Below are 15546 nucleotides of genomic sequence, written 5' to 3'. Positions count from 1 at the left end.
GAACATGAGACGGGGGTGAGAGCCTCGTGGAGGCGGTGTACGGTAGGCGGACGAGGGCACTGTGGCGTGCAGCACACCGATCGTGTGCGCGCGCAGCCGTGACGTCGGGCGCGACGACGCGCACATCCGGCGTGCGGGACCGCAGGTCCGTGGCAGGGCACGAAGCACGGGAGTGAGCGGTGAGCACCACGGCGGAGCACGAGGGCGCGGACGACGCGCCCGTGACGCTCGAGCCCGCGCCCGCCGCCGCCGCGGTGGGTCCGGAGTCGTTCGGACGGCGCGCGCGGGCCGTGTCGCACGTCCTCATCTCGTCGGCGCTCGCCATCACGCTCGCCGCGGCCCTCGCCGGCAGCGCCCAACCCCGCCCGGGCGCGTCGTTCTTCGCGCAGGAGGCGACCACGGCGACCCAGGTCGCGGCGCTATCGAGCACGCTCGGGGCCGGCCTCGACGAGGGCCAGCAGCTCGACGGCGCCATCGAGGTCCTCGCGACGGCCAACGCGCTCGACGACGGCCACGTCTCCCCGCCCGTCGAGCAGGCCCGCGCCGAGCTCGGCATGCTCCTGGCCACCTACCTCGCGCAGCAGGACGCGGCCCGCCGCGTCCCCGCGCCCCTCGTGCCCGCCGGCGACCTCGACCTGGACGAGTCGCTCGACGGCGCGCAGGTCCCCGAGCTGCCGGAGCCGCTCGGCCCGGGTACGGGCGCAGGCGCCGGCGCTGGTGACGACGACACCACGACGGGCACGGACGGCGAGACCGCGGACCCCGCGACCGACCGCCCGGCGCAGCAGCCCGCGACGGTCGACGCCGCCGGGGACGCGGCGGCGGATGCGGTCCGCACCGCGGCGACGCCCACCGCGCCCTCGCCGAGCCCGACGAGCAGCCCGTCCCCCGGCGCGTCCACCGACCCCTCGCCGAGCGTCACCCCGAGCCCCGGCGGCGCGCCGAGCCCGGCGCCCGGCACGAGCACGCCCCTGGACCCGTCCGCCCCCGGCGGCACGGGATCCCCGGGAGGCCCGGGGTCCCCGGGCGACCGGACGCTGCCCGAGGACGAGGTGCCCGCGCCCGACGGGGTGGCACCCGGCGAGATCGACGGTTCCCAGGACCCGGCCGACGGCTCGGCTGACAGCGGTGACGGCGACCACGCCGAGGGCGACGACCACGTGCACGGCGACGTGACGCTGGAGGACGTCCTCGCCTCCGCGACGACGCTCGCCGAGCTGCTCGGCACCGACCTCGTGCCGGTCGGGGTCGTCCCGGCCGCCGGGGCGACGGCGCTCGCGGGCACGACCCTCGCGGAGCGGCTCGCCGAGGTCGTCGAGCGGTACGCGGGCTCGACGGCGCAGTACCAGAACGGCCGCATCCCGCCGGAGGCGCTGTGCGCTCTCGACTTCGCGCCGGGCAAGACCCTGCGCTGCGACGCCGCGGAGCAGCTCGAGGCCCTCGCCGCCGAGTTCGAGAAGGAGTTCGGGTACGCGCTGAAGATCACCGACGCGTACCGCCCGTACGACGAGCAGGTGCGCCTCAAGGCGGTCAAGCCCTACCTCGCGGCCGTGCCCGGCACGTCGCAGCACGGGTGGGGGCTCGCGATCGACGTCGGCGGGAACGTGCCGTCGGGGACGTCGCTCGAGTACGTCTGGCTCCGCACGCACGGCCCGGACTACGGCTGGGACAACCCCGCGTGGGCGCGGCCCAACGGCTCCAAGCCGGAGCCGTGGCACTTCGAGTTCTTCGCGGCGGGCAAGATGCCGACGCGGTACACGCCTGCCGAGAGCAGCGCGCCGTCCACGCCGCAGAAGCCGACGGGGCCGAGCGCGCCCGCGCCGAAGCCGACGACCCCGCCCGCGCCGCAGCCCCCGGCACCGACGCCCACGCCGACGCCGACGCCGACGGAACCTCCGCCGACGAAGCCCACGGACCCGCCGCCGCCCACGACCGTCGCCGTCCCGGCGAACCTCGTCGGCAAGCAGCAGGCCGCCGTGGAGGCAGCGCTCCAGGGCGCCGGGCTGAAGGTCAGCGTCACGACGAAGGTCGACGAGGCCGCGCCCGGGACCGTGCTGTCCGTCGCGCCGGGCTCCGGCACCCAGGTCGCGCCGGGAAGCACGGTCGCGATCGTCGTCTCGTCCGGGCCGCCGCCCGAGCCCGAGCCCGAGCCGTCACCCGAGCCGACGGACCCGGCACCCGAGCCCACGGTCGCGCCGACCCAGGCCCCGACGGCCCCCGGGACAGAGCCGACCACCCCCTGAGCCGAGGGGCGTCGTCGGGCCTCGGTGGAACCGTGCGCGCGCCCGGCGCGAGGGCAGCGCCGGGAAAATGCCGTGCGCCTCCCGAACCGACGGCGTAGCGTCGGGCGCGATGTGATCCTCACCCGCCCCGGCCGCTCCGTCCCGTCGAGCCCGTCGCCGTGGCCCCCGCCGCCCTCCGCGGCGTGCGCGCGCCACCCGGGCACCTGGTAGGTGATCACCCATGGCACGTCCCACCCCTGTCCTGCGCGCGTCCGACGTCCGCGTGTCCTTCGCGGGCCGCGCGGTCCTGCGCGGCGTCGACCTCGCCGTCGACCCCGGCCACCGCACGGGCCTCGTCGGCGAGAACGGCGTCGGCAAGTCCACGCTCCTGCGGGTGCTCGCGGGCACGCTCGCGCCCGACGACGGCACGGTGAGCCGGCCCGCCGACCTCGGGTTCCTGCACCAGGAGTTCCCGTACCCGCCGACGACGACGGTCCGCGCGGTCGTCGACGACGCGCTCGCGCGCGTCCGCGGGATCGAGCGCGAGCTCGAGGAGGCGGCGCTCGCCCTCGCCGGCGACCCGGGCGGCGACCCCGTCCCCGGTGCCGAGGAGGCGTACGCGCGCGCCCTCGCGCGCGCCGAGCTCGCCGACGTCTGGGACGCCGACGCGCGGGCCGCACGCACGCTCGCGGGTCTCGGGCTCGACGTCGACGGGGTCGCCGGCCGCGAGGTCGGGGCGCTGTCCGGTGGCCAGCGCACGCGGCTCGGCCTCGCCGCGCTGCTCGTGCGCCAGCCCGGCGCGATGCTGCTCGACGAGCCGACGAACCACCTCGACGACGCCGCGGCGGAGTTCCTCGCCGTGGCGCTGCGCGCGCTCCCGGGCGCCGTGGTGCTCGCGAGCCACGACCGCGTGTTCCTCGACGAGGTGTGCACCGAGATCCTCGACCTCGACCCGGTCGCGGAGCCGCTCCGCGGCGCGGGCGGCGGGGACGCGGCACGCGGCGGGGGAGCGGGGACCCTCTACGGCGGCACGTACGGCGACTACCTCGAGGCCAAGCGCGTCGAGCGCGAGCGCTGGGAGCAGCGCTTCGAGGCGGAGCAGGCCGAGCTCGCGGAGCTGCGGCGCGGCGTCGCGGTGACAGCCCGGGACGTCGCGAAGAACCGTGAGCGGGGCAACCAGGCGAAGATCCTCTACGACTTCAAGGGCGAGCGCGTGCAGGGCCAGGTCGCGCGGCGCGTGCGCAACGCGCAGCAGCGGCTCGACGCGCTCGAGCGCGACCAGGTCCGCAAGCCGCCCCCGCCCCTGCGCTTCGCACCGCCGAGCGGGGGGACCCGTCTCGCCCCGGGCGGTGGCGACGTGGTCGCGTGGGCGCGGGGCGTCGTCGTGCACCGGCCGGGGCGCGGAGGGCCCGGGGCCGCCCCGGGCGAGCGGCCGGACCGGCTCGACATGGCGGCGTCGGGCGTCCCGTCGATCGAGGTCGCCCGGGGGAGCCGGCTGCTCGTCACCGGCGCCAACGGCGCCGGGAAGTCCACGCTGCTGCACGTGCTCGCGGGCGACCTGGTGCCCGACGCCGGCACCGTGGGCCGGGCGCGCGGGGTCCGGGTGGGGCTGCTCGAGCAGGACGTGCACCTGCACGACGACGACCGCACCCCGCGCGAGCTGCTCGCCCTCGCGCAGGGCGTGGACGCGGCGGACGCGCGCGACGCGGCCGTGGACGCGCACGGCCTCCTCGCGCCGCGCGACCTGGGCCGACGGCTCGCGGAGCTCTCCGTGGGGCAGCGCCGGCGCGTGGTGCTCGCGATGCTCGTCACGCAGGCGCCCGACGTGCTGCTCCTCGACGAGCCGACGAACCACGTGTCGCTCACGCTCGCGGGCGAGCTCATGGAGGCCGTGGAGGAGTGGCCGGGCGCTGTGGTCGTGGCGTCGCACGACCGGTGGCTGCGGCGTCGTTGGCAGGGCGACGCCGTGCACCTCGCCTGACGGCCACGCCGCGCTCGTCGGTCCGGCCGCGGGGTGGGGCGCGGGCGGGCCCGGGAGGTGGAGCACGGGGTGCGGGGTCCGGGAACGCGGTGGCCGTGCGCGGCGCGGCGTGCGTAGGGTCGGGCGGTGGACGACGACCGGACGGGCGCCTCGGTGCCCGACAACGCGTGGAAGCAGGTGGTCGCGTCGCTCGCCGACGCGGGACGGCTCGAGGTGCTCGCGCGCGTCGTGACCGAAGGGCCCGCGGAGGCGGTGCTGTCGGCCGACGAGCGCCGTCGGCTCGCGCCGCTCCTCGCCGCGGGCGTCGTGGTGCGCGAGGAGACGGGCTTCCTGCGGGCGGCGCCCGAGCGGTTCGCGGCCCTGCTCGCGACCGTGCCCACGCCGCGCCCCACGGGCCCCGACCGCTTCCTCACGGACGGACGCCTGCTGCGCATGCCGAAGCGGTGGCGCGACCGCGAGCTCGTCGTGCGGTACCTCGCGGCGCAGGTGCTCCCGCTGGAGGAGCCCGTCACCGAGCTCACGCTGACCAGGCGGCTCGCGGCGCGCGCGGCGGACCCCGTGTCGCTGCGGCGCGCGATGGTCGACGCGGGCCTCGTGCACCGCACGCGCGACGGCGCCGAGTACTGGCGCACCGTCGTGACGGAGTTCGACGACGTCTGACGGGCGGCGGCCTCGCTACGGCAGCCCGTGCGTCGGGGGCGAGGGCTAGGGTCGGTTCTCATGAGCAGCGAGCGCGCCGTGGCGGCGCTGGAGGCGTCGGGCATCGACTTCACCCTCACCCGGCACGGCCGGGTGGGGTCGCTGGAGGAGGCCGCCGCCGCGCGCGGCGTGCACCCGGCGCGCGTCCTCAAGACGATCGTCGTGCGGCGCGCGGAGGACGACTACCTGTTCGTGCTCGTCCCGGGCGACCGGCAGATCTCGTGGCCCAAGCTGCGCGCGCTGCTCGGGGTGTCGCGCCTGTCCATGCCGGACAAGGAGGTCGCGCGCGACGTCACGGGGTACGAGCGCGGCACGATCACGCCGTTCGGCGCCACGCACGCGTGGCCCGTCGTGGCGGACGTGCGCGTGGTCGCCGTGCGCGGCGAGGACGAGGTGGACGTCGCGGGCGAGGCGGCCACGCCGGAGACCCCGGGCGACGGCGACCACCTCGTCTCGATCGGCGCCGGCGAGCACGGCGTGGCCGCGACGGTCGACGGGCAGGCCCTCGTGGCGGCCCTCGGCGCCCAGGTCGCCGACGTCACCGAGCCCCTGTAGCGGGTCCGGGAACGAGCCCTGCGGCGCCGCCCGGTCTGCGCCTCAGCGTGGCGGTCACGGGGCTCCAGGAGGCGCGCGCAGGCACCGGCGCGGTCCGGGTTGTGAGGGTTCGGAGGAAGGTCGCGGTCGACCGTCGCGCGGGCTGGTGTGCGCCCCGCGCCGGGTGCAGACTCTGGGGTGCTCCGGTCACGGTCGCCTCGTCCGACCCGCCGCCCGACGGTCACGGCGAGCAACCGGACGGAGCCGTGAGGCAGGCGCAGGGAACAGGCCACCACCGCCGGACGTTGTCCGGAGGGGCGGCCGACAGCAGCAGGACGACTCGAGAGAAGCGGGAACCGTGGACACAGGCAGCGCGATCGACCGGACGAGCGGGATCGTCTACGCCCCGGCGGACGGCGGCGTGGTCGTGACGATGTGGGGCGAGGTCGACGCAGCGCTGCGCGACCGCGCGAGCGAGGCGATGTCTTACGTGCTCGACACCCGCGGGCGCGTCGTGGTGGACGTCGCCGACGTCACCTTCATCGACTCCTCGGGCATCGCGTTCATCATCCAGCTCTACATGCTCGGCGAGGAGGACGGCCGCGAGGTCGTGCTCCGCGACCCGTCGCCGAGCATCGTCGAGCTGCTCGACATGATCGGCATGGGCGGGCGCATCCCCGTCGAGCGCAGCGGTGCCTCGACCGGTCCGATCGAGGTCGTCGGCGCCGTCTGACACCCGCGCCCCCGCCGCCGCCCCGGGTCCCCGGGGCTGTGGGAACCGGCCGGTACGGTGCGGGCATGCGCATCCTGCACACCTCCGACTGGCACCTCGGGCGCACCTTGCACGGGGTCGACCTGCTGGAGCACCAGGCCGCGCACCTCGACCACCTCGTCGAGCTGACCCGCTCCGAGGCGGTCGACGCGGTCGTCGTCGCGGGTGACGTCTACGACCGCGCGATCCCGCCGGTCGACGCCGTCTCCCTCCTCTCGGACGCGGTGACGCGGCTCGCCGAGCACGCGCACGTCGTCGTCACGCCGGGCAACCACGACTCCGCCGTCCGGCTCGGGTTCGGCGACCGCCTCCTGCGCCCGGGCGTCCACGTGCGGGCGCGCCTGGCCGACGTCGGTGCGCCCGTCGTCCTGGGCCCGCGCCCCGGTTCGACAGACGGTGACGGCTCCCCGCTGCTCGTCTACGCGCTCCCGTACCTGGACCCGGACACGGCCCGCCACGTCCTCGCGGACGCCGCGGACGCGCCGGACGCCGACGCTCCGGGCGCCGAAGGTGTGGGCGGCGACCCGGTGAGGCCGCGGCCGCTCGCGCGGTCCCACGAGGCCGTCATGGGGGCGGCCCTGCGCCGGGTAGGCGCCGACCTCGCGCGGCGCCGCGCCGCGGACCCGGGGGTGCGGGCGGTCGTCGTGGGGCACGCGTTCGTCGTGGGTGGCCTGGCGTCGGACTCCGAGCGCGACATCCGCGTCGGCGGCGTCGACGCCGTCCCGGCCGCCGCGTTCGCGGGCCGCGGGGTGGACTACGTGGCGCTCGGCCACCTCCACGGGCCGCAGCGGGTCACCGTCCCGGAGGTCGGCGGCGGGGAGCCCGGGGGCGGCGTGGCGACCGTCGCCCGCTACTCGGGCTCGCCCCTCGCGTTCTCCTTCTCGGAGCTGCACCAGCGCAAGTCCACCGCGCTCGTCGACGTCGACCGGCTCCGCACGGACGCCGACGCGGCGGTCGAGCTCGTCCCCGCTCCCGTGCCGCGCCGCCTCGCGGAGGTGACCGGCCCGCTCGACGAGCTGCTCGGGGAGGCGGGCGAGCCGCACGTCGACGACTGGCTGCGCGTCGTCGTGACGGACCCGGTCCGGCCCGCCGAGCTGTACGCCCGCGTCCGGTCCCGGTTCCCGCACGCGCTCCAGGTGACGCACCGCCCGCCGCGCGTCGCCGAGCGGGAGGTCGTGACCGCCGTCGGGCCGGGGCGCGACCCGCTGGACGTCGCGCGCGACTTCGTCGAGCACGTCTCCGGCCACGCCCCCAGCGACGCGGAGGTCGTCGTGCTGCGCGAGGCGTTCGAGCTCGCGCTCGCCGAGGAGCGCAGCGCCTGATGCACCTGCACTCCCTGACCTTCCAGGCGATCGGCCCGTTCGCGGGCCGCCACCACGTCGACCTCGCGGCGCTCGGCGCGTCCGGGATCTACCTCCTCGAGGGGCCGACGGGCGCGGGCAAGTCCACGATCATCGACGCGATCGTGTTCGCGCTCTACGGCAAGGTCGCCTCCGACGCCGCGAGCGACGACCGTCTCCGTTCGGCGTTCGCGGGACCGGACGTCGAGTCGTACGTCGACCTCGTGCTGGAGGTCCCGGCGGGGGTCTTCCGCGTCCGGCGCACGCCCGAGTACCGCCGCCCCAAGAAGCGCGGCACCGGCACCACGACCCAGCAGGCCTCGGTGCGGCTCTGGCGGCTCGCCGAGGTGCCGCCCACCGACGCGCCGGACGCGGTCGAGGACGCCGCGGGTGAGCTGCTCTCCGCACGGCTCGACGAGGCGGGCGACGAGATCCGCCGGCTCGTGGGCCTCGACCGGCGCCAGCTCGTGCAGACGGTCGTGCTGCCGCAGGGCGAGTTCGCGACGTTCCTGCGCGCGAAGCCCGAGGACCGGGCCGTGCTGCTCCAGAAGGTCTTCGGCACGGAGCTCTACCACCGCGCCGCGGCGCGCCTGGCGGAGCTCGCGCGCGCGGCGCGCTCGCGCACGGACGCCGCGCGGCAGGGCGTCGTGGGCGCGGCGGAGCGGTTCGCGGGGGCCGCCGGGCTCGGGCCCGACGACGCGCGGCGGCTGCGCGAGGCGGCGGACGACGACGACCGGCTGCGGAGGGCGGACGACGACGCCCCGGCCGCTGCGGAGGCGGCGCCGGGCGTGCACGCGCTCGCCGTCGCGCACGTCGGGCGCCTCGACACCGAGGCCACGGCGCTGGCCGAGGGTGCGGCGGGGGCCGACGCGACGCTCGCCGCCGCGCGTGAGCGGTTCGAGCACGAGCGCGCCCGGCACGACGCGCTGGAGCGGCGAGCCCGGCTGCGGGCCGACGCGGCACGCCTCGACGGGGAGGAGGCGGCGGTGGCCGAGTGTCGCCGTCGGGCGGACGCGGCGGCACGTGCCGCGGTCGTCGCTCCGGCCGCCCAGGGCCTCGCACGCGCCGAGCAGACCCTGCGCGCCGCGCTCGACCGGCTCGCGCTCGCGCGCACCGGGGCGCCCGCCGTCCTCGCCGACGCCGACCCGACGACGCTCGAGGCCCTGCGCGCCGACGTCGCGACGGCGGCCGTCCGCGTGGCGCGGCTCGTCCCGGTGGGGGCGTCGCTGCCCGCGCGCGACCGCGAGCTCGCCGACGGGCGAAAGGAGGTCGCGCAGGCGACGGAGGAGCGCGGTCGCGTGCTGGCCGAGCTCGACGCGCGTCCGGCGCGCCGCGACGCCGTGCGCGCGCGGGTCGCGTCCCTCGCCGAGGCCGCGGGCGAGCTCGGGGTGCTCCGCGAGCGGGCGGACCGCGCCCGGGCGGTCGAGGAGGCGGCGCGCCAGACGGCGGCGCTCGCGACCGAGGCGGCCGAGGCGCACGCCGAGCGGGCGCGGGCCGCGGCCCGGGCGCACGAGGCGGTGGAGCACGAGGCCCGGTTGCGGGCCGCGCGCATCGCGGGTCTGGCCGGGGAGCTCGCCGCGGGCCTCGCCGTCGGCGAGCCGTGCCCGGTGTGCGGCGGGGCCGAGCACCCGCACCCGGCGCCGCTCGCCGAGGACCACCCGACGGTCGAGGACGTCGAGCGCGCCGAGCGGGAGCGCGCGGACGCCGAGCGCCTGCTGCACGACGTTTCGGCCCGGGCGCAGGTGCTCGCCGAGCGGTGCGAGGCCCGCCGTCGGGACGCCGACGGGCTGACCCCGCAGGAGGCCGGGCAGCGGGTCGCGGACGCGGAGGAGCTGGTGGCCGCCGCGCGCGCCGCGGAGCGTGAGCGCGCCGAGGCCGAGCGCGAGCTCGAGGAGCTGGACGCGGAGACGCGTGCGCTGGAGACCCGGGCGGCCGGGCTCGCCGAAGCGGTCGCGGGCACGACCGCGCGGCTCGAGGAGACCGAGGCGGCCCTCGCGCGCGACCGGGCCGAGATCCGCGCCGAGCTCGACGCGGCGGGCCCGCTCGTGGATCTCGTGGACCTGCCCGACCCGCTCGCCGACGAGGGCGGCGCGCGCAACCCCGTCGCCGTCCTCGCGGCCGCGCTGGAGGGCCGGGTGCGCACGATCGACGCGCTCGCGGACGCGGGCAGCGCCGTCGCCGCGGCGCAGCGGGCGTGCGAGGAGCGTGCGGCCGACGTCGCCGCGCTCGTCGCACGGTCCGGGTTCGCGGACGCGGCCGAGGCGCTCGCCGCGGTGCTCGACGACGCCGAGCGGCACGCGCTCTCTCAGCGCGTCGCGGAGCACGACGCCGCGCGGACCGCGACGGCGACCGGCCTCGCGGACCCGGCGCTCGCCGACCTGCCCGAGGACGCACGGGCCGACGTCGCGGGCGCGCGCGCCGCCGTCGCCGAGGCAGAGGCGGTGGCCGGAGCCGCGGCGCGGCAGCACGAGCTCGTCGCCCGCCGGGCCGAGGAGGCCCGGACGGCGGCCGAGGCCGTCGGTGCGGCGGTCGACGCCTGGACGGCGGCGCGGGACGCGGCGGGACCGGTCGTGCGCATGGCGGCGCTCGCGTCGGGCACGGGCGACAACGCGCACGCGCTCTCGCTCGCGACGTTCGTGCTCGTGCAGCGGTTCGAGGACGTGGTCGCGGCGGCGAACGAGCGCCTCGCCGAGATGTCGTCGGGGCGGTACGAGCTCGTGCGCAGCGCGACGCGGGAGGACGTGCGGGCGCACAAGCGCGGCCTCGCGATGAAGGTGCTCGACCACGTGACGGAGCGCGAGCGCGACCCGCGCACGTTGTCCGGCGGGGAGACGTTCTACGTGTCGCTGTGTCTCGCCCTCGGGCTGGCGGACGTCGTCACGGCCGAGGCGGGCGGCATCGAGCTCGGGACGCTGTTCGTCGACGAGGGCTTCGGCAGCCTCGACCCCGAGACGCTGGAGGCCGTCCTCGCGGCGCTCGGCCGGCTCCGCGCGGGCGGGCGCGTCGTGGGCGTCGTCTCCCACGTCGAGGCGCTCAAGCAGTCCGTCGCGGAGCGCGTCGAGGTCCGCCGCCTCCCCGGCGGCGGCAGCACGCTCAGCGTGCGGGCCTGACCAGGGCTGCGCCGTCCGTCAGGACCGAGGGCGCGGTCCTGGTGACGGCGCGCACACGCGGTCGACGAGCTCGGTCACGGCAGCCCGCAACGGTCCCGGCGGCGCGCCCGCGTCGAGCGCGAGGGCGGCGCGGTCGAACGCCGCGGACAGCAGGAGCGTCAGCGCGTCGAGACGTTCCTCGTCCGCGAGGTCTCGTGCGACGTCGCTGGGCTCGCTCCGGCCGACGGCGGACCCCTCGCCTCGCGCGACGTCGTCGACGGCGGACCCGTCGCCCCGGCCGCGTCCGGCGCCCCGGCCGTCACCGGCCCTCGGGCCGGGAACGTCGTCGTCCGCGCCGGAGCCATTGCTCGCGCTGCCCCCGCCGGGCTGGGCGCCGAGCGCCGCGCCGAGCCCTTCCCGCAGGGTGCGGCGCGCGTGGCGGGCGTCGAGCGCGTCGGCCTCTGCGGGGCCGAGCACGGCGGGTGCATCGACGAGGAGGAGCCGCGTGCGGCCGGGTTCACCCATCGCGTCGAGGTAGGCGCGCGCACCCTCCACGAGCATCGCGCGGGCGTCCGGGGCGTCCGGGGCGTCCGGGGCGTCCGGGGCGTCCGGGGCGTCCGGGGCGTCCGGGCCGTATGGGGTGTCCGGCGTGTCCGGTCGTTCCGCGGCTGCCGTGCCGGGATCCGCGGCGGTGCGCTCCTCGATCTCCCGGGCGACCGCTTCCGCCTCGGCCTCGGCGACGGCGCGGAAGAGGTCCTGCTTGTCGGCGTAGTGGTGGTACAGCGCGCCGCGCGTGACGTGCGCGGCGGCGGCGATCTGGGGCGTCGACGTCGCGGCGTACCCGGCGCGGACGAAGAGGTCGCGCGCGGCCGCGACCAGGGCAGCGCGGGTCGCGTGGGTGCGTTCGGCGTTGGTCCGGCGGCGCTCTTGCATACCGACAGACTGTAGGCCATCCTCGATACATACAGCCTGTTTGTTTCTGCGACCACCCGGTCGCCGACGACGAGGAGAAGACCGTGCGCATCACGAGCTGGTACCCGGTGCTCATGACCGGCGACGTCGCAGGGACCGTCGCGTTCTACCGCGACCACCTGGACTTCCGGCCGCTCTTCACGAGCGACTGGTACGTCCACCTCCAGTCCGCGCACGACGCGTCGGTGAACCTCGCCGTGCTCGACGGCGACCACGAGACGATCCCGGAGAGCGGCCGGGGTCGCGCGGGCGGGCTCCTGCTCAACATCGAGGTCGAGGACGTCGATGCCGTGCACGCGCGCCTCGTCGCCGCGGGACTGCCGATCCTGCGCTCGCTGCGCGACGAGGCGTTCGGGCAGCGGCACTTCATCACGGCCGACCCGAACGGGGTGCTCGTGGACGTCATCACGCCCATCCCGCCGACGGGGGAGTTCGTCGAGCAGTACGAGGAGTCCGCCCTCCCGACGGCATAGCCGGCGCGCGCGTCCCCGAAGGTCGCTTGGGGGTTGGGGCTTGGGGCTTGGGGCTCGAGGGCTGGGGTTCACGGTTCAGGGCTGAGAGGCGCAGGACCCCCGGCGCGGGGCGCAGGTTTGCCGCTCACGGCTCGGCCGGACGGGACGGGATGTCACGAACCGGCCCCGTGTCCGTCCCTCTTCGAGGAGCAGTGCGACGGCCCGCCGTCGTCGCGTCCTCTCCCGGGAACGGCCGCGTCCGGCGGCGTCGTCCGGGAGCCGTCGAAGGAGAGCAGCAATGTCAGTAGCATCGTCCCCGCTCGAGCGCGAGCTGCGGCGCATGGAGGTCATCGCGCGCCGGGAGCAGCTCCGTCTCGTCGGCCGCGTCGCCCCGCGCGTGGCGGAGCGCCGCCGCTGGGCCGACGCACCGCGCCGCCAGTCCCCGGCCACCGCCGCCCGCTAGCGGCGGTCGGGGCTCGCGGCCCGGAGAGTCCGGCGGCTCGCCACCGTGCGCGGTCGCGAGCGCGCGCACGTCAGGCCGGTGCGCCGAGGCCCGCGAGCTCGCGCGCCCGGAGCAGCACGTCGTCGAGCATCTGCGGGGTGAGCTGGCCGGTGAACGTGTTCTGCTGGCTCACGTGGAAGCACCCCAGCAGGGTGAGGGTCTGCTCCGGGGGCGGGGGGCCGCCGTCGGGCACGACGCCGGGGAGGGACGCCCCCGGAGTGGGGCGAGGGGTGGCCCGGCGCAGCGTCACCTCCGCACCGTGCGCGAACCGGGGCCGCGGACGCGGCACGGCCCAGCCCTGCTCGGCGAGCGTCGAGAGCAGCGCCTGCCACCCGAAGCCGCCGAGGACGACGGCGACCCGCACCGTCGCGCCCAGCAGCTCGACCTCGCGCGCGAGGTACGGGCCGCAGCGGCGGCGTTCCTCCGGAGTCGGCTTGTTGTCCGGGGGCGCGCACCGCACCGGCGCGGTGACGCGGATCCCGGTGAGGCGGAGGCCGTCGTCGGCGGAGACCGACGTCGCCTGGTTGGCCAGGCCCGTGCGGTGCATGGCGGCGAAGAGGAAGTCGCCGCTGCGATCGCCCGTGAACATGCGTCCTGTGCGGTTGGCCCCGTGCGCGGCGGGCGCGAGCCCGACGACGACGATCCCCGCGCGCTCGTCACCGAAACCGGGGACGGGGCGGGCCCAGTAGTCGTCGTCGCGGAACGATGCCCGCTTGACGTCGGCGACGTGCTCGCGCCAGGCCACGAGCCGCGGGCACGCCCGGCACTCGACGAGGTGGGCGTCCAGCGCCGCGAGCGTCGGCGCCGTCCGGGCCGCGAGCGGGTAGGCGGGGTCGTCAGGCGTCACCCGCCCATCCTGCCCGGACCCCCACCCGCCCGCGCCTCGTCCGCCGAGCACGGGATCAGCGACCGACATCCGCGAGATCCGGTCGACGACCCCGTGCTCAGCGGGCGGCAGGGCCGTGGTCAGCCGTCAGGCCCGCCGGTTCGTCGGCGCCGTCGCGCCGGCGAGCGCCGCGGTGTCGTGGGGAGCGTCGGCAGCCGAGACGGCGCCGTCGTGGGGCGCGTCGGCGGACGGGAGGGTAGCCCCGACGGGAGCGTCCGGGAGGTCTGTGGCCGGGGTGGGGACAGCGACGGCGGGGTCGGGCGTACCGAGGGAGCCCGCGGCGTCGGCCGGGAGCGGTGCGCCGAACGTGTGCCGCAGGCCGAGCAGCACGACGCCCGCGACCACGACGACGCCGAACATCACGGCGGCCATGGTCACCGGCGGAGACCCGCCGAGCAGGCCGGTCACCGGCGCGACGACCGCCCCGACGCCGAACTGGAACGCGCCGATGAGGGCCGCGGCGCTGCCGGCGCGGTGCGCGTTGCGCTCGAGCGCGATGGCCGGGACGGACGGCATGACGAAGCCCGCGGTGCCGAGCGTGAGCACGATGAGCGGGACGAGCCACGCGAGCCCGCCCCCGGCGAGCGCGGCGACGAGGAGCCCGCCCGAGAGGACGAACCCGGCCGCGACCGCACCCTGGAGGATCCGCTCGGGCGTGACGCGCCCGACGAGCGCGCCGTTGATCTGGCTGCCCGCCGTCACGGACACCGCGCCCACGCCGAAGACGATCGCGTACTGCTGCGCAGACATCCCGTAGAAGTCCTGGAACACGAACGTCGACGCGGAGATGTAGGTGAACATCGCGGCCATGTAGAAGCCGGCGATGAGCGCGAGGCCGATGAACGACCAGTCCCCGAGGAGCGAGCCGTACGAGCGCAGGGCCGCGACCGTGCCGCCGCTGCGGCGGCGTTCGACGGGCAGCGTCTCGCGCAGCCGCAGGAGCACGAGCACGAAGAGCACGGCCCCCACGACGGCGAGCGCGACGAACATGCCGCGCCACGACCCGAGGCGCAGGAACTGCGCGCCGATGGTCGGCGCGAGGATGGGCGCGACGCCCACGACGAGCATGAGCCGCGCGATGACCTTGCCGATCTGGTAGCCCTCGAACGAGTCGCGCACGATCGCCATGGACAGCACCATCCCGGCCGCCGCGGAGAGGCCCTGGACGAACCGCAGGCCCGTGAGCGCGGCGACCGAGCCGGCGAAGACGATCCCGACGGACGCCGCCACGTACACCGCGAGCGACACCAGCAGGGGAGCGCGGCGACCGACCGCGTCCGAGACCGACCCGATGAGGAGCTGGCCGAGGGCGAGGCCCGCGAGGGTCGCGGTGAGGGTGAGCTGGACGCGGGACTCGGTCGTGCCGAGCTCGTCCACGATGCGCGGGAACGCGGAGAGGTAGAGGTCGATCGTCAGCGGCCCGACGGCGGTGAGCGCGGACAGCAGCAGGACGAGACCGGCGCTGATGCGCCCGGTGCGGGCCTCGGGGGTCGGGGAGGGTGCGGTGCCCGGGCGGGTGGCGACGGGCGCGGTCGGCGCCGGGGTCGCGGGTGGGGTGGAGGCCATGACAGCGGCAACCACCGGTGGTGCGGCGCGTGTTCCCGCACGGCGTACGTGATCGGATGCTGAGACGTGCGGCGGGTCAGGCGCGGTCGGCCCGGGCGGCGGCAGCCCGCGCCGGGCCCGCGCGTGCTCCAGCCGGTCGTCGAGCTCGTCGGCGAGGGTGAGCGCGGCGTCGTGCAGGTGCGGCGCGCTCGGCGTCATCGGACGCGCCGTCCGGCGGCTGGTCGACACCGAGTCGTCGCCCTGGCGCACACTGTCGTACTGACGGCGGGGACGAGAGCGACGGGACGAGAGCGACAGGACGGGAGGGCGGACGGTGCACCGGTCGCCGTGGTGGTGGCGCGCAGGGCTCCTGCTCGTCGTGGTCGGCGTCGGCGTGGCGGTTGTCGCAGCCGACGACGGCCTGCGCTCGGAGGTCCACGCGGCCCTGTCGAACCTGGCGCGAGCCCTCTTCTGACCAGACCGTCCCGCCGAGCACGGGGTTGCTGTCGTCCTGGGCGTCGGAGCGACAGCAACCCCGTGCTCGGCACCCCG

Annotated in this window: 13 protein-coding genes; 10 read left to right on the top strand and 3 right to left on the bottom strand. The window is 77.2% G+C overall.

Translation table 11 applies throughout. From position 1 onward, the window contains the following. The first annotated feature begins 179 nt into the window (after nucleotides 1-179). The 7 genes from ACPCUX_RS12705 to ACPCUX_RS12675 all read left to right on the top strand — a co-directional run bounded on the left by ACPCUX_RS12705 (nucleotide 180) and on the right by ACPCUX_RS12675 (nucleotide 10658). Nucleotides 180-2243 carry a D-alanyl-D-alanine carboxypeptidase family protein gene (locus ACPCUX_RS12705; RefSeq protein ID WP_423388895.1) on the top strand — a complete coding sequence of 688 codons (2064 nt, stop codon included), beginning with the start codon at nucleotides 180-182 and terminating at the stop codon, nucleotides 2241-2243. Between the two features lie 220 nt (nucleotides 2244-2463). Further along, nucleotides 2464-4203 carry an ABC-F family ATP-binding cassette domain-containing protein gene (locus ACPCUX_RS12700; RefSeq protein ID WP_423388894.1) on the top strand — a complete coding sequence of 580 codons (1740 nt, stop codon included), beginning with the start codon at nucleotides 2464-2466 and terminating at the stop codon, nucleotides 4201-4203. Nucleotides 4204-4329: 126 nt separating this feature from the next. Next, a complete protein-coding gene (locus ACPCUX_RS12695) occupies nucleotides 4330-4863 on the top strand; it encodes a DUF2087 domain-containing protein (RefSeq protein ID WP_255438033.1) in 534 nt (177 codons plus the stop codon). A 60-nt stretch (nucleotides 4864-4923) separates the two neighbouring features. After that, on the top strand, nucleotides 4924-5457 hold the full coding sequence (locus ACPCUX_RS12690; protein WP_034650291.1) for an aminoacyl-tRNA deacylase: 534 nt from the start codon (nucleotides 4924-4926) through the stop codon (nucleotides 5455-5457). Nucleotides 5458-5794: 337 nt separating this feature from the next. Beyond that, a complete protein-coding gene (locus ACPCUX_RS12685) occupies nucleotides 5795-6169 on the top strand; it encodes an STAS domain-containing protein (RefSeq protein WP_021483854.1) in 375 nt (124 codons plus the stop codon). 65 nt (nucleotides 6170-6234) lie between these two features. Next, nucleotides 6235-7530 (top strand): exonuclease SbcCD subunit D, encoded by a 1296-nt coding sequence (locus ACPCUX_RS12680; protein WP_144722272.1) that lies wholly within the window; start codon nucleotides 6235-6237, stop codon nucleotides 7528-7530. After that, on the top strand, nucleotides 7530-10658 hold the full coding sequence (locus ACPCUX_RS12675; RefSeq protein ID WP_423388893.1) for an AAA family ATPase: 3129 nt from the start codon (nucleotides 7530-7532) through the stop codon (nucleotides 10656-10658). The genes ACPCUX_RS12680 and ACPCUX_RS12675 overlap by 1 nt, the downstream gene beginning before the upstream one ends. A gap of 18 nt (nucleotides 10659-10676) precedes the next feature. Here the strand turns inward: ACPCUX_RS12675 and ACPCUX_RS12670 are convergent, their stop codons facing one another. Next, the gene (locus ACPCUX_RS12670; protein WP_423388892.1) at nucleotides 10677-11570 is read right to left on the bottom strand and encodes a helix-turn-helix domain-containing protein; all 894 of its coding nucleotides are present in this window, start codon (nucleotides 11568-11570) and stop codon (nucleotides 10677-10679) included. Between the two features lie 83 nt (nucleotides 11571-11653). On the opposite strand from ACPCUX_RS12670, the gene ACPCUX_RS12665 reads away from it, so the two are divergent. Next, nucleotides 11654-12082, top strand: a complete 429-nt coding sequence (locus ACPCUX_RS12665) for a VOC family protein (protein ID WP_423388891.1) — start codon at nucleotides 11654-11656, stop codon at nucleotides 12080-12082. A gap of 277 nt (nucleotides 12083-12359) precedes the next feature. Then, nucleotides 12360-12524 carry a hypothetical protein gene (locus ACPCUX_RS12660; RefSeq protein ID WP_423388890.1) on the top strand — a complete coding sequence of 55 codons (165 nt, stop codon included), beginning with the start codon at nucleotides 12360-12362 and terminating at the stop codon, nucleotides 12522-12524. A gap of 70 nt (nucleotides 12525-12594) precedes the next feature. On the opposite strand, the gene ACPCUX_RS12655 is transcribed toward ACPCUX_RS12660, so the two are convergent. Next, complete coding sequence (locus ACPCUX_RS12655) at nucleotides 12595-13479, bottom strand: uracil-DNA glycosylase (RefSeq protein WP_423388889.1); 885 nt, start codon at nucleotides 13477-13479, stop codon at nucleotides 12595-12597. A gap of 57 nt (nucleotides 13480-13536) precedes the next feature. Beyond that, complete coding sequence (locus ACPCUX_RS12650) at nucleotides 13537-15015, bottom strand: multidrug effflux MFS transporter (RefSeq protein ID WP_423388888.1); 1479 nt, start codon at nucleotides 15013-15015, stop codon at nucleotides 13537-13539. 313 nt (nucleotides 15016-15328) lie between these two features. Between ACPCUX_RS12650 and ACPCUX_RS12645 the strand changes: the two genes are divergently transcribed. Further along, complete coding sequence (locus tag ACPCUX_RS12645; RefSeq protein WP_021482956.1) at nucleotides 15329-15469, top strand: hypothetical protein; 141 nt, start codon at nucleotides 15329-15331, stop codon at nucleotides 15467-15469. Nucleotides 15470-15546 lie beyond the last annotated feature (77 nt).

The sequence above is a fragment of the Cellulosimicrobium sp. AB352 genome, assembly GCF_049538415.1.
Classification (GTDB): Bacteria; Actinomycetota; Actinomycetes; order Actinomycetales; family Cellulomonadaceae; genus Cellulosimicrobium; species Cellulosimicrobium funkei.
This window is presented reverse-complemented; position numbering and strand designations above follow the sequence as displayed.